11 protein-coding genes are annotated in these 12,593 nt (G+C 73.5%); 4 read left to right on the top strand and 7 right to left on the bottom strand.

Annotation, left to right across the window (positions count from 1 at the left end; genetic code table 11):
• Window position 1 precedes the first annotated feature (1 nt).
• A complete protein-coding gene (locus QWY29_RS02800) occupies window positions 2-907 on the top strand; it encodes a prenyltransferase (protein ID WP_300959135.1) in 906 nt (301 codons plus the stop codon).
• Between the two features lie 86 nt (window positions 908-993).
• On the opposite strand, the gene QWY29_RS02795 is transcribed toward QWY29_RS02800, so the two are convergent.
• The 3 genes from QWY29_RS02795 to QWY29_RS02785 all read right to left on the bottom strand — a co-directional run bounded on the left by QWY29_RS02795 (window position 994) and on the right by QWY29_RS02785 (window position 7,335).
• The gene (locus QWY29_RS02795; protein WP_300959134.1) at window positions 994-1,767 is read right to left on the bottom strand and encodes a glycosyltransferase family 2 protein; all 774 of its coding nucleotides are present in this window, start codon (window positions 1,765-1,767) and stop codon (window positions 994-996) included.
• A complete protein-coding gene (locus QWY29_RS02790; protein WP_300959133.1) occupies window positions 1,764-2,318 on the bottom strand; it encodes a DUF2238 domain-containing protein in 555 nt (184 codons plus the stop codon). The genes QWY29_RS02795 and QWY29_RS02790 overlap by 4 nt, the downstream gene beginning before the upstream one ends.
• Window positions 2,319-2,415: 97 nt before the next feature.
• On the bottom strand, window positions 2,416-7,335 hold the full coding sequence (locus tag QWY29_RS02785) for an NAD-glutamate dehydrogenase (RefSeq protein WP_300959132.1): 4,920 nt from the start codon (window positions 7,333-7,335) through the stop codon (window positions 2,416-2,418).
• A 76-nt stretch (window positions 7,336-7,411) separates the two neighbouring features.
• Here QWY29_RS02785 and QWY29_RS02780 point away from each other — a divergent pair, with 76 nt between their 5' ends.
• The 3 genes from QWY29_RS02780 (at window position 7,412) to QWY29_RS02770 (ending at window position 8,793) form a co-directional block, all read left to right on the top strand.
• On the top strand, window positions 7,412-7,891 hold the full coding sequence (locus tag QWY29_RS02780; RefSeq protein ID WP_300959131.1) for a DUF2505 domain-containing protein: 480 nt from the start codon (window positions 7,412-7,414) through the stop codon (window positions 7,889-7,891).
• Window positions 7,891-8,379: a DUF2505 domain-containing protein gene (locus tag QWY29_RS02775; RefSeq protein WP_300959130.1), complete on the top strand. Its 489-nt coding sequence runs from the start codon at window positions 7,891-7,893 to the stop codon at window positions 8,377-8,379. The genes QWY29_RS02780 and QWY29_RS02775 overlap by 1 nt, the downstream gene beginning before the upstream one ends.
• A 204-nt stretch (window positions 8,380-8,583) precedes the next feature.
• Window positions 8,584-8,793 carry a hypothetical protein gene (locus QWY29_RS02770; protein WP_300959129.1) on the top strand — a complete coding sequence of 70 codons (210 nt, stop codon included), beginning with the start codon at window positions 8,584-8,586 and terminating at the stop codon, window positions 8,791-8,793.
• A 22-nt stretch (window positions 8,794-8,815) separates the two neighbouring features.
• On the opposite strand, the gene QWY29_RS02765 is transcribed toward QWY29_RS02770, so the two are convergent.
• Genes QWY29_RS02765 through QWY29_RS02750 form a run of 4 tightly spaced genes read right to left on the bottom strand, consistent with a single transcriptional unit; the run spans window position 8,816 to window position 12,484 of the window.
• Complete coding sequence (locus QWY29_RS02765) at window positions 8,816-8,989, bottom strand: hypothetical protein (RefSeq protein ID WP_300959128.1); 174 nt, start codon at window positions 8,987-8,989, stop codon at window positions 8,816-8,818.
• Window positions 8,990-8,992: 3 nt separating this feature from the next.
• Window positions 8,993-10,621, bottom strand: a complete 1,629-nt coding sequence (pruA, locus tag QWY29_RS02760) for an L-glutamate gamma-semialdehyde dehydrogenase (protein ID WP_300959127.1) — start codon at window positions 10,619-10,621, stop codon at window positions 8,993-8,995.
• 19 nt (window positions 10,622-10,640) lie between these two features.
• Entirely contained in the window at window positions 10,641-10,988 is a 348-nt protein-coding gene (locus tag QWY29_RS02755; RefSeq protein ID WP_300959126.1) for a DUF6912 family protein, read from the bottom strand.
• Window positions 10,985-12,484 (bottom strand): WS/DGAT/MGAT family O-acyltransferase, encoded by a 1,500-nt coding sequence (locus tag QWY29_RS02750; RefSeq protein ID WP_300959125.1) that lies wholly within the window; start codon window positions 12,482-12,484, stop codon window positions 10,985-10,987. Before QWY29_RS02750 ends, QWY29_RS02755 begins: the two co-directional genes overlap by 4 nt.
• Window positions 12,485-12,593 lie beyond the last annotated feature (109 nt).

The raw sequence follows: 12,593 nt of genomic DNA, 5'->3' as shown, positions 1-12,593 counted from the left end.
CGTGACCGCCTCCGTGCCCGCCGGCCACCGCGCGCCCCGCGGACCCCTCCCCCTGCTCGGACAGGTGCTGGGGTCCTCGCGTCCGCTGTCGTGGGTCAACACCGCCTACCCCTTCGCGGCGGCGTACCTCCTCGCCGGCGGTGGCGTCGACACCGTCCTGGTGCTCGGCACGTTCTGGTTCCTCGTCCCCTACAACCTGCTGATGTACGGCGTGAACGACGTCTTCGACTACGAGTCCGACATCCGCAACCCGCGCAAGGGCGGCGTCGAGGGCGTCGTGCTCGACAGGTCGGTGCACCGGCTGACGATCGCGCTGGCCATCGCCACCAACGTGCCGTTCGTCGTCTACCTGTTCGCCGTCGGCGACGGCCTCTCGCGCGTCGTGCTCGCGGTCAGCGTCTTCGCGGTGGTGGCGTACTCCGCCCCGGTGCTGCGCTTCAAGGAGCGGCCCTTCCTCGACTCGCTGACCTCCAGCACCCACTTCGTCAGCCCCGCCGTCCTCGGGCTCGCGCTGGTCGACGCGCCGGCGGACACCACGACCGTCGCGGCCGTCGTCGGGTTCTTCCTGTGGGGCATCGGCTCGCACGCCTTCGGCGCGGTGCAGGACGTCGTCGCCGACCGCGCCGGCGGCATCGCCTCGGTCGGGACCGTCATCGGCGCCCGCGGCACGGTCTGGTTCGCGCTGGTGGCGTACGTCGCCGCCGGCCTCGTCCTGCTCCTCCTCCCCTGGCCCGGCACGCTCGCGGCCGCGCTCGTCCTGCCCTACGTCGCCAACGTCGCGGCGTTCGTCGGCGTCACCGACGAGACCTGCGAGGGCGCCAACGCCGGCTGGCGGCGGTTCCTGTGGCTGAACTACCTCACCGGCTTCCTCGTCACCCAGCTGTTCATCTGGATCACGCTGCGCTGAGGTCACCTCGGCGGGCCGTGAGGTTTATCGGGGCCCCGATGGACCTCACGGTCCCCCGACGAAACTTCATCGGGGGACCGGCACCTTCAGCGGCGCCCCGATGAACCTGACGACCGCCCGCGCACGAACCGGTCCCGCCACCGCAGCCACGGCGGCGAGACGGCCCAGTTGACCTCGAGCGTGCGGCGGGCGCGGTCCATCCGGCGGCGCAGCTGGGCGCGGCCGCGGAGGCTGCGGCCGGAGACACCGACGACGAGCATGGGGTCCAGGCGGATCCGGCGGCCGGGGCCGAGCACGAAGGCGAGGTCCATGTCGTCGTGGAGCTCGGGGTCGTCGCGGTGCACGTCGGCGCGCACGGCCTCCCACGAGGTGCGCCGCAGCGCCATGCTCGAGCCCCACAGGGCGGTGTGGCCGAGGGCGAGGTGGGTGAGCAGGTAGTACGCCCCGAGGTACGCCGCCGCCGCGACGTGCCGCACACCCCACGGCAGGTCGTGGAACGCGCCGATCCCGGTGGCCGCGTCGAGGTCCGGGTCGGCCATCCGGCGGGCTACCCGCTCCACCCAGCGCGGGCCGGGCCGGGAGTCGGCGTCCAGCCGGGCGATCACCTCCCCGGTGGCGGCGTCGTAGCCGGTGGCCGCCGCGGGCGGGATGCCCACCGCCGGCTCCTCGACCACGCGGGCGCCGAGCGAGCGGGCGACCGCCGCGGTGTCGTCGGTCGAGCCGTTGTCGACGACGACCACCTCCAGCGGCGGCACTGTCTGGTGGGCCAGCAGCTGCAGGCAGCGGCGCAGCGCGGGGGCGTCGTCGCGCGCGGGGATCACCACGCTGACGGTCGGCAGCGGGCGCGCGGTGCGGCTCACCGGCGGGCCCCGCGCAGCAGCAGGCCGCTGCCGAGTGCCACGCCGGCGACCAGCGCGCCGACCATGCCGGCGGCCAGGTCGCCGATCGTGTCGTCGTACCCCACCTGGATCCGGCTGTCGAGGTAGGTGTGGCCGAACCACTCACCGAGCTCCCAGACGACCGCCAGCGCGGTGCCGGTCGCGGCGGTCAGCACCATGACGGCCGTGCGCGGGAGGCGCAGCGCGGTCTCGGCGGCCGACGCCATCCCGACCCGCACCAGCACGAACTGCACGAGCGCCGCGATCAGGCCGGTCGCCGCCGCGTGCACGACGACGTCGAGCCACGGGACCGCGACGTACCAGTCGAGCACCGCGGCCCACGCCGCGACCAGGATCGTGAGGCAGTACGTCGCGTCGAGCGCCCCCGGCGCGGAGAACGCCCGCGGCACGACCGTCCCGCCCAGCACGAGGAAGAACACCGCCCCCGCGACCCCGCCGTACGCCGGCAGGCCCACCACCAGGCTCACCAGGGCCGCGAGCCGCACCGCGTCCGCCGCCACCAGCCTGTCCACCCGGCCGAGCCTAGAGGGGCGACCCGGCCGCCTCCCCGGCTGGTTGAGGAGGTTGCGCTGGCAACCGTCTCGAAACCCGCCGAGGCCGCCCGCCCCGTCAGGTGAGCAGCCCCCGCACGACCCGCAACCCGACCGACAGCCGGGCGAGGTCGGCGGAGTCGTCGCCGCAGACCTCCTCGAGCGTGGCGGCGGCGCGACCGATGACCGTGCCGTCGGCGTCCTCCCAGGCGGAGACCCGGGCGGGAGCGGAGTCGTTGGCCGTCGTGTCCCGCAGCACCTGCGCGGTGAGCTGGGCGTGCACCGACTGCAGGTCCTCGCGCAGCGCGGCGCGGGCCATGGTCTGCCAGCGGTCCTCGCGCGGCAGCGCGACGATCCGCTGGACCACCTCGGGCAGGCCGAGCCGCTCGCCGAGGGTGAAGTGCACGCGCGCCACGTCGGCGGGGTCGAGCCCCTCACGGTTCGCGGTCTCCACGATGCCCAGCACGGCGTACGCCGGCGACAGCACCGCCACGCGGTCCGCGAGGTCCTCGGGGACACCGCCGCGCACGAGCCGGTCGCGACGCTGCTCCCACGCGGCGAGCTCGCGGCCGGTCATCAGCTCCGGCAGCCGGCCGACGACCGCCTGCACCGGGCCACGGAACTCCTCGACCGTCGCCCGGCTGTCCAGCGGCGGCCGCCGGTGGGTGACCAGCCAGCGGGTGGCGCGCTCGACGAGGGTGCGCATCTCGATGCGCATCCGGGTCTGCACGGCGGCGTCGATCCGGTTGTCGTAGCCCTGCAGCTCCAGGCGCAGCGGCAGCGAGGCGAAGATCTCGCGGGCGACGAAGTTGGCGCGGGTCAGGTCGGCGACGCCGGCACCGGTCTCGCCGGCCAGCCGCGGCACGAAGGTCATGCCGGCACCGTTGACCAAGTCGTTGACGACCTGGGTCACGATGATCTCGCGCCGCAGCGGGTGGCGCTCGACCTGGGCGGCGAACCCGTCGCGCACCGGCTGGGGGAAGTAGGCCAGCAGGTCGAGCTCGAGGTAGGGGTCGTCGGGCAGGTCGGAGTCGAGCAGCTGGTCGGCCAGGACGATCTTGGTCCACGACAGCAGCACCGACAGCTCGGGGACGGTCAGCCCCTCCTGCCGCTCGAGCCGCCGGCGCACGTCGGCCCGCGAGGGCAACCCCTCGACCTCGCGCCGGAGCACGCCCTCGTCCTCGAGGCGGCGCATCCACTCCTCGTGGACGTGCAGCAGCGAGGGCGCGTGGGCGGCTGCGTTGGCGAGCGCGAGGTTCTGCTCGTAGTTGTCGCGCAGCACGAGGTCGGCGACCTCGTCGGTCATCTCGGCCAGCACCGCGTTGCGCTGCTTGGTGGTCAGGTCGCCGTCGCGGACGACCCGGTCGAGCAGGATCTTGATGTTGACCTCGTGGTCGGAGGTGTCCACCCCGGCGGAGTTGTCGATGAAGTCGGTGTTGATCCGGCCGCCCTCGCCGCCGGCGCCGCGCAGGGCGTACTCAATCCGCCCCGCCTGGGTCAGCCCGAGGTTGCCGCCCTCGCCGACGCACCGCGCCCGCAGGTCGCGGCCGTCCACGCGGATCGCGTCGTTGGCCTTGTCGCCCGCCGCGGTGTGCGGCTCGTCGGAGGCCTTGACGTAGGTGCCGATGCCGCCGTTCCACAGCAGGTCGACCGGCGCGCACAGGATCGCGCGGATCAGCTCGTGGGGCGTCAGCCGCTCGACGTCGTCGGGCAGGCCGAGCGCGCGGCGTACCTGCGGCGAGACCGGCACCGACTTCGCCGACCGCGACCACACGCCGCCGCCCTCGGAGATCAGCGAGGTGTCGTAGTCCTGCCAGCTCGACCGCGGCAGCTCGAAGAGCCGGCGCCGCTCGGCGAACGACGTCGCCGCGTCGGGATCGGGGTCGAGGAAGATGTCGCGGTGGTCGAAGGCCGCCACGAGCCGGGTGTGCTCCGAGCGCAGCAGGCCGTTGCCGAAGACGTCGCCGGACATGTCGCCGATGCCGACGGCGGTGAAGTCCTCCGCCTGGCAGTCGATGCCCCGCTCGCGGAAGTGCCGCTGCACCGAGACCCACGCGCCGCGGGCGGTGATGCCCATCGCCTTGTGGTCGTAGCCGACCGACCCGCCGCTGGCGAAGGCGTCGCCGAGCCAGAAGCCGTAGTCGGTCGCGACCCCGTTGGCGAGGTCGGAGAACGTGGCGGTGCCCTTGTCGGCGGCGACGACGAGGTAGGTGTCGTCGCCGTCGTGGCGCACCACGTGCGGCGCCGGCACCGTCGCGCCGTCGACGAGGTTGTCGGTGACGTCGAGCAGGCCGCGGATGAAGGTGCGGTAGCACTCCTTGCCCTCGGCCATCCACGCCTCGCGGTCACCGGCGTCGGGCAGCTGCTTGCAGTAGAAGCCGCCCTTCGCGCCGACCGGCACGATGACGGTGTTCTTCACCATCTGCGCCTTGACCAGGCCGAGGACCTCGGTGCGGAAGTCGTCGCGCCGGTCCGACCAGCGCAGGCCGCCGCGGGCGACCGAGCCGAAGCGCAGGTGCACGCCCTCCACGCGCGGGGAGTGCACGAAGATCTCGAACCGCGGCCGGGGCGCCGGCAGGTCCGGGATCCGCGACGGGTCGAGCTTGAAGGAGAGGTAGCGCCGCGGAGCCCCGCCCGGCACGTCGTCCTCGGGGCGGAAGTAGTTGGTGCGCATCGTCGCCTCGAGGTGGGTGAGGTAGGAGCGCAGGATCCGGTCGTGGTCGAGGCTGACCACGTCGTCGAGCGCCCGCAGCACCTTGCCGCGCAGCTGTTCCTGGCGCGCGTCTCTGCTCGTCCCAGAGTCCGCGGAGTCGTCGTACGCCGGGTCGAACCGGGTCTCGAACAGCTTTACCAGCAGCCGGGTCAGGTCGACGTTGCCGGTCAGCGCGGCGGCGATCGAGCTGAGGGCGAACGGCGAGCCGCCCTGGCGCATGTAGCGGGCGTAGGCGCGCAGCACCGACGCCTGCCGCCAGGTCAGCCCGGCCGCGAGCACCAGCGCGTTGAACCCGTCGGTCTCGCTGTAGCCGTCCCACACCGCGCGCAGGGCGTCCTGCACCAGCTCGCGGGCCTGCGGCGGGAGGTCGCCCCCGTGCCGCAGCCCGAACTCGTAGACGAACGACCGGCGGTCCAGCCCGACCAGCTCGTAGGGCCGCTCGTCGACCACCTCGACACCCAGCGAGGACAGCATCGGCAGCACGGTCGAGAGCGAGAGCGGCTCGCCGATCCGGTAGACCTTCAGCCGCACCTCGCCCCGGCCCGCGTCCAGGTCCTCGTGCAGCGCCAGGTCGATGCCCTCGCTGCCCGGGATCGCCTCGAGCCGGCCGAGGTCGATCGCGGCGGTGCGCGCCGCGAAGTCCTCCTGGTACGCCGCCGGGAACGCCTCGAGGTAGCGCCGGCCGAGCGCCGTACCGGCTTCCTCGCCGTGCTCGGCCAGCACCGCCGCGGCGAAGTCGTCGCGCCAGCTGCGGCTGGCCTCGGTGAGCCGCCGCTCCAGGTCGGCGGTGTCGACGAGGCCGTCGTCGTCCAGGCCACCCGGTCCGCTCGCCGTGGCCGCCGCACCCCGCGGCAGGTGCACGACGAAGTGGACGCGCGCGGTGGTGGACTCGTCGATCCGGACGGTGAACTCGACCGACTCCCCCGCCAGGTGCTCGAGGAGGATCGCGGCGAACCGCTCGCGCACCGCGGTGTTGTAGCGGTCGCGCGGGAGGTAGACGAGCACCGAGACGTAGCGGCCGTAGGTGTCGACGCGGGCGAAGACCCGCACCGCGCGCCGCTCGCGCGCCTGCATCGCCGCCTCCGCGACGGGCGCGAGCTCCTCGACCGGGGTGTGGAAGAGCTCGTCACGCGGGTAGGTCTCCAGGGTGTTGAGCAGCGCCTTGCCGGCGTGGCTGAGCGGGTCGAAGCCCGAGCGGGCCAGCACCGCGGCGGCCTTCTCCCGCACCAGCGGGATCCGCATGAGCGACTCGGTGTACGCCGCGGAGGAGAACAGCCCGAGGAAGCGCCGCTCGCCCACGACCTGCCCGGCCGCGTCGAACGTCTTGACGCCGACGTAGTCGAGGTACGCCGGCCGGTGGACCGTGGAGCGCGAGTTGGCCTTGGCCAGCACGAGCAGCGTCCGCTCCCGGGCCTTGGCGCTGACCTTCTCGGGCAGTCGGCCCGACTCCTCGGACTGCGGCGGGTCGAAGCGCAGGATGCCCAGCCCGGTGCCGGGGTCGGCGCGCAGGTGGTCGTGGCCGTCGCGCTCCTCGAGGTGGTACTCGCGGTAGCCGAGGAACGTGAAGTGCTCATCGGCCAGCCAGGTCAGCAGCTCGCGGGCCTGCCGGACCTCCTCGCCGTCCAGCGGCGGCGGGTCCTGCTCCAGGCCGTCGACGATCTCGCGGACACGGGCGTGCATCTTCTCCCAGTCCTCGACCGCCTCGCGGACGTCGCCGAGCACCCGCTGGATGTCGTCCTCGAGCGCCGCGACGTCCTCGTCCTCGGCGACCCGGTCGATCTCGACGTGCATCCACGACTCGCGGACCGCGCCGTCGGCGGGCTGCTTCGAGCCGTCCTCGACGGGACTGACCTTCTGCAGCGCGCCGGTGATGTCACGGACCACGTCGAAGAGCGGGTGCACCACGACGTGCACGTCGTGCAGCGTGCGGGAGAGCTCCATCGTCAGCGAGTCGACGAGGAACGGCATGTCGTCGACGACGACCTCGACCACCGAGTGGCCGGCCGCCGACCAGCCGTGCTCGGCCAGGGTCGGCGTCGACACCCGCACCGCGGCGCGGCCCTGCGGCCGGTCCGCCGCGAGCCGGTGGTGGGACGCGAGGGCGCCGTACACGTCGGCCTCGGTGCGCTCGACCAGGTCCTCGGGGGCGACGTGGCGGTAGTAGGCCCGCAACAGCCGGTCGACGCTCCCGTGCGGTGGCCCGCCGCTCCCGCGGCCCGACCTGGCCACCTCGATCGCCCTGCCGATCAGCTCGGCCTTGTCCCGGTCCTGCGTCGCCCTTGACACCTCCGTGACCCTAGGCCGTCGTGACCTGCGCCTCAACACGGCGGGGGCCTCCACGTGGCCCGGCATGATGGCGCCCATGAAGCTGCGCCACGACCTGGTCTACGACGCGCCGCCGCAGGCCGTCTTCGAGATGCTCGCCGACGCGGCGTTCCGCGAGGCGGTGTGCAACGCGATGGGTGTCGTCTCCGCCGAGGTCACCCTCGAGCGGACCGGCACCGGGTTCACCCTCACCGTCGACCAGGAGCAGCGCACCGACGACCTGCCGTCGTTCGCGCGCACCTTCGCCGGCGAGACGACCCGCGCGGTGCAGCACGAGGAGTGGGCCGACTCCACCTCGGGCACGGTGCGCATCGAGGCGCCCGGCAAGCCGACCACCGTCACCGGGACCGTCACGCTCCGCCCCGAGGGGTCGACCACCCGCGAGGTGGTCGAGCTGGAGGTGAAGGTCAAGGTGCCGCTCATCGGCGGCAAGCTGGAGAAGCTCATGTCCGAGAAGATCGTCGCCGGCCTCGACGCCGAGCAGGGTGTCGGCACGGCGTACCTGAAGGGGGCCTGATGGCCAAGCAGATCAGCCACGACCTGACCTACGACGCGCCGGCGAGCGCGGTCTACGCGATGCTCACCGACGCGTCGTTCCGCGAGCAGGTCGCCGACCGGTCCGGCGTGCTGCGCCACGACGTGACCGTCTCCGGCGAGGACCTCACCGACGGCGCCGTCGTGCGCATCCAGCAGTGGCAGCCCGCCGACGGGATCCCGTCGTTCGCCAAGAAGCTGGTCGGCGACGAGATCGAGATCATCCAGGAGGAGACCTGGACCTCGCCCACCGAGTGCGACGTCAAGGTCACCATCCCCGGCAAGCCCGGCGAGATGACCGGCACCGTCCGCCTCGTCGACGAGGCCGGCCGCACCACCGAGCACGTCGAGCTGACCATCACCGTCCGCATCCCGCTCGTCGCCGGCAAGATCGAGTCCCTCGTCGGCGACATGCTGCTCAAGTCGCTCCGCGTCGAGAACACCGTCGGTCGGGAGTACCTCGCCCGCTGAGGGCCGCTGGGGCCGCTGGTGGCCGGTCGGCCGGGTGCAGGGGTCACCGGTTAACCGGTGACTCCTGCACATATCGGGGCAGATCTCCCCCGATATGTGCAGGACTCCCCTGATATGTCCGGCCCGACATGACCAGCCCGGGCGGCTGGTCCGGACCGGCCCCGGCCGGCGGTGACCCGGCCGGGCGCTGCTCGTTGGCGGGGCATGCTCGCCCGCGTCCTGCTGTCGCTGATGATCGTGCCGGCGTACGCCGTGGTGAACGACGTGGTCGTCGACCGCGTCGAGGGTCGGCGGTACTGCCTCGACGACCACCTCGCGGCGCGGTCGGCCGAGCTGACCGACCTGCTGTGCGTAACCGTCGGCATCGACGGCCCGCCGCTCCCGGCCACCGACCTCGGCGGCCTGCTCGACTGATCCGCGACCGAGTGGGCGGGGATCAGTCCTCGACGCCCCGACGCTCGACGTCCTCGGGCTCACCGTCCAGCTCCTGCTCCTCCTGCCGCCGGCGCAGCACGATGACCACGCCGAGCACGAGGAACGGGCCGAAGGCGAGCAGCAGGGTCAGCGCCTGCTCCATCGGGTGGAGGGCGCCCAGGTGGAGGGGGGTCATCGCTCAGCCCATGGACGGGTAGCGGTAGTCGGTCGCGGGCACGAAGGTCTCCTTGATCGAGCGCGGCGAGGTCCAGCGCAGCAGGTTGAGCGCGGCCCCGGCCTTGTCGTTGGTGCCTGACGCGCGGCCGCCGCCGAACGGCTGCTGGCCCACGACGGCACCGGTGGGCTTGTCGTTGACGTAGAAGTTGCCGGCCGCGAAGCGCAGCTCCTCCGACGCCCACGCGATGGCCCGGCGGTCGCGGGCGATGACGGCGCCGGTCAAGGCGTACGGCGCGGCCGACTCCATCTGGCGGGCGACCTTCTCGAAGTCGCCGTCCTCGTAGACGTGGACCGCGAGGATCGGGCCGAAGTACTCGGTGGAGAACATCTCGTCCGTCGGGTCACCGCCCTCGACGACCGTCGGCCGGACGAACCAGCCGGTCGAGTCGTCGGTCTGCCCGCCGACCAGCACGTCGAGCCCGTCGGTGGCCTGCGCCCGCTCGATCGCGGTGCGGTGCTTGGCGAAGGCGCGCTCATCGATGACGGCACCCATGAACGTCGACAGGTCGCGGACGTCGCCGACGCGGATCGCCTCGACCTCGGCCAGCAGGTCGTCCTTCATCGCGTCCCACACCGAGCGGGCGACGTACGCCCGGGAGGCGGCGGAGCACTTCTGTCCCTGGAACTCGAAGGCGCCACGGATCAGCGCGGTCCGCACGACGTCGGGGTCGGCGGAGGGGTGGGCGAGCACGAAGTCCTTGCCGCCGGTCTCGCCGACCAGCCGCGGGTAGGCGCGGTAGGAGCCGATGTTCTCCCCGACGGTGCGCCACAGGTGCTGGAACGTCGGCGTGGAGCCGGTGAAGTGGATGCCGGCGAGGTCGGGGCTGGCGAGCGCGACCCGGGAGACGTCGAGCCCGTCGCCGGGCAGCATGTTGATGACGCCCGGGGGCAGACCGGCCTCCTCGAGCAGCTGCATCGTCAACGACGCAGCGAGCTGCTGGGTCGGCGAGGGCTTCCAGATGACGGTGTTGCCCATGAGCGCCGGCGCGGTCGGCAGGTTGCCGGCGATCGCGGTGAAGTTGAACGGCGTGATCGCGTAGACGAAGCCCTCGAGCGGGCGGTGGTCGGTGCGGTTCCACACCCCGGGGCTGTTGGCGATCGGCTGCTCACGCATGATCTGGGCCGCGTAGTGGACGTTGAACCGCCAGAAGTCGATGAGCTCGCACGCCGCGTCGATCTCCGCCTGGAACGCCGTCTTCGACTGGCCGAGCATCGTCGCGGCGTTGAGCCGCTGGCGCCACGGGCCGGCGAGCAGGTCCGCGGCGCGCAGCAGCACCGCCGCGCGCTCGTCGAACGGCAGGTCGCGCCAGCCCGGCGCGGCCGCGCGGGCCGCCTGGACCGCGGCCTCCGCGTCGGCGGTCGTCACGCCGCGCGTCACGCCCAGCACGTGCTGGTGGTCGTGCGGCTGGACGACCTGGATCTCCGGGCCGCCGCCCGCGCGCCACTCGCCACCGATGTACGCCGGCAGGTCGGCGCGGTCCTTCTCCAGCACGGCGACCTGCGCGAGCAGGGCGTCGCGCTCGGCGCTGCCCGGCGCGTAGGTCAGGTTCGGCTCGTTGGTGGGAGCCGGCGGCGTGGTGGTGGCGTCCATGGTCGCCACCGTACGAGCCTCAGCCAGAGATGAGGAACTCGATCTCCTGGGTCGCGAACCACGCGAGGTCCTCGTCGGGATCGGCGTCGGCCGGCCGGTCCTCGACGTCGGCGTGCACCGCCACCACGCGACGCATCGGCACCGGTCCGTCCGGGTCGGCCCCGTCGGGCAGCTCGGCCACGACGACGACCCGGCGTCCGGGACCGTCCAGCAGCGCTGCGGAGGCGTCGGCGGCGCCCAGCAACGCGGCGTACTCCCCCTCCTCGGTGTCGTCGGGGGCGACCACGCGGTCGGCGCCCGCCGGGACCTCGCCGGCCGCGTGCAGCTCGGCCAGCCCGCGCAGGGTGGTGGGCAGGTAGATCCTCACGAGCTGCTCCCGCTGGGTCGGGCCGGGCGGCGCGGCGTGCCGCTGGTGGCGGCGCCGGTGCGGCCGCCGGTGGCCCGCCGCCCACGGCGCGCGCGGGGCCGGCCGCCGTTGACGGTGTCGAGGAGCTCGTCGAGCGCCTCCGTGATGCAGGTGCCGAGCAGGTCGGCGTCGGGCAGCTGGTCGCGGTCGGCGGTGAGGCCGTAGTAGACCCCGCCGTCGTACGACGTCACGCCGACGGCCAGCGGGTGGCCCTGGACCAGCGGGTGGACCGGGTAGCTGGCCACCATCCGGGCGCCGGCGGCGTACAGCGCCGACTGCGGACCCGGCACGTTGGTGACGCTGAGCTGGTAGCCGCGCCGCACCTCCCGGGCGGCCAGCCGCGACCCGATCGCGTGGAAGGTGGTCGGCGCGAAGCCGGCGATGCCCGCGAGCCGGTTGGCCGCGACGCCGCGGCCGGTCTCCTTGTGGGCCTGGAAGGAGTAGCTGACCTGGTGCAGCCGCACGACCGGGCTGGCCTCGCCGACGGGGAGGTCGACGTAGTGCGCGGCGATCTGGCTGCCCAGCGAGGTGGCCTCGAGCTCGGTGTCGATGACCGAGACCGGCACGACCGCGCGGATCCGGCGGAAGCCGCGCAGCGACTCGTCGCGGGTCATCAGCCAGGCGCGCAGGCCGCCGGTGATGGTCGCCAGGATGACGTCGTTGACGGTGCCGCCGTGGACGTCGCGCACCTTGCGGTAGTCCTGCAGGCGGGTCTCGACCGTCACCACGCGGCGCTGCTGGGACAGCGGACCGCCGAGCGCGCCGGCGCGCTGGGGCCGACGACCGGCGAGCCCGCCGACCACGCGACCGGCGGTGCCGGCGGTGGTCTCGGCGGCGCGCAGCAGCGATCCGGTGGTCCCGCGGGCGGTGTCGAGCGCGGTGCGCGGGTCGGTGAGGGAGTCGCGGGCGGCCTCGGCCAGCATCGCGGCGGTCGAGGGACGGCGGCGCGGCATCCACTCGTCCCCGCCGAGCACCTTCGGCTCGGCGGTCACGTCGAGCAGCAGCTGGCCGAGGTCGACGGTGTCGACGCCGTCGACGAGCACTTGGTGGGCCTTGGAGAGCAGCGCGACGCGACCGCCGGCGAGCCCCTCGACGAGGTACATCTCCCACAGCGGCCGGCTGCGGTCCAGCGGCCGCGAGACGATCCGGCCGACCAGCTCCCGCAGCTGGTCCTGGGTGCCCGGACGCGGCAGCGCCGAGCGCCGCACGTGGTAGCCGATGTCGAAGTGCTCGTCGTCGACCCACACCGGGTTGGCGACCCGGCCGGGCACCTGCTGGAGGCGCTGGCGGTAGCGCGGCACGAACGAGATGCGGTCGCGGATGAGCTCGACGAGCCGGTCGTGGTCGAAGCCCGACTCGGCGCACTCGAAGATCTCGACCGTGGCGTTGTGCGCCGGCGTGGTCGGGGTCTCCTCGGCGAGGAGGGCGAGGTCGCGGGGCCGCAGCCGCTCGCTCATCGGTCGCTCACTCCCCCGTCGTGGTGGTGGTCATCGGTCAGGCGGTGTCGGAGGACCCGTACCCGTCCTGGCTTGCTCAACGTGCGATTCTGGCAGACGTCACCCCCCG

Source organism: Nocardioides abyssi (assembly GCF_030412915.1).
GTDB lineage: Bacteria > Actinomycetota > Actinomycetes > Propionibacteriales > Nocardioidaceae > Nocardioides > Nocardioides abyssi.
Note: the sequence above shows the minus strand (reverse complement) of the source record. Positions and strands in the feature narration are given on the sequence as shown.

What these genes read in the sequence shown, in the direction of transcription:
- QWY29_RS02750 (WP_300959125.1), bottom strand. Translation starts at nt 12,484, where the DNA reads ATGAGCGAGCGGCTGCGGCCCCGCGACCTCGCCCTCCTCGCCGAGGAG.
- QWY29_RS02765 (WP_300959128.1), bottom strand. Translation starts at nt 8,989, where the DNA reads ATGACCCCCCTCCACCTGGGCGCCCTCCACCCGATGGAGCAGGCGCTG.
- QWY29_RS02775 (WP_300959130.1), top strand. Translation starts at nt 7,891, where the DNA reads ATGGCCAAGCAGATCAGCCACGACCTGACCTACGACGCGCCGGCGAGC.
- pruA (WP_300959127.1), bottom strand. Translation starts at nt 10,621, where the DNA reads ATGGACGCCACCACCACGCCGCCGGCTCCCACCAACGAGCCGAACCTG.
- QWY29_RS02780 (WP_300959131.1), top strand. Translation starts at nt 7,412, where the DNA reads ATGAAGCTGCGCCACGACCTGGTCTACGACGCGCCGCCGCAGGCCGTC.
- QWY29_RS02770 (WP_300959129.1), top strand. Translation starts at nt 8,584, where the DNA reads ATGCTCGCCCGCGTCCTGCTGTCGCTGATGATCGTGCCGGCGTACGCC.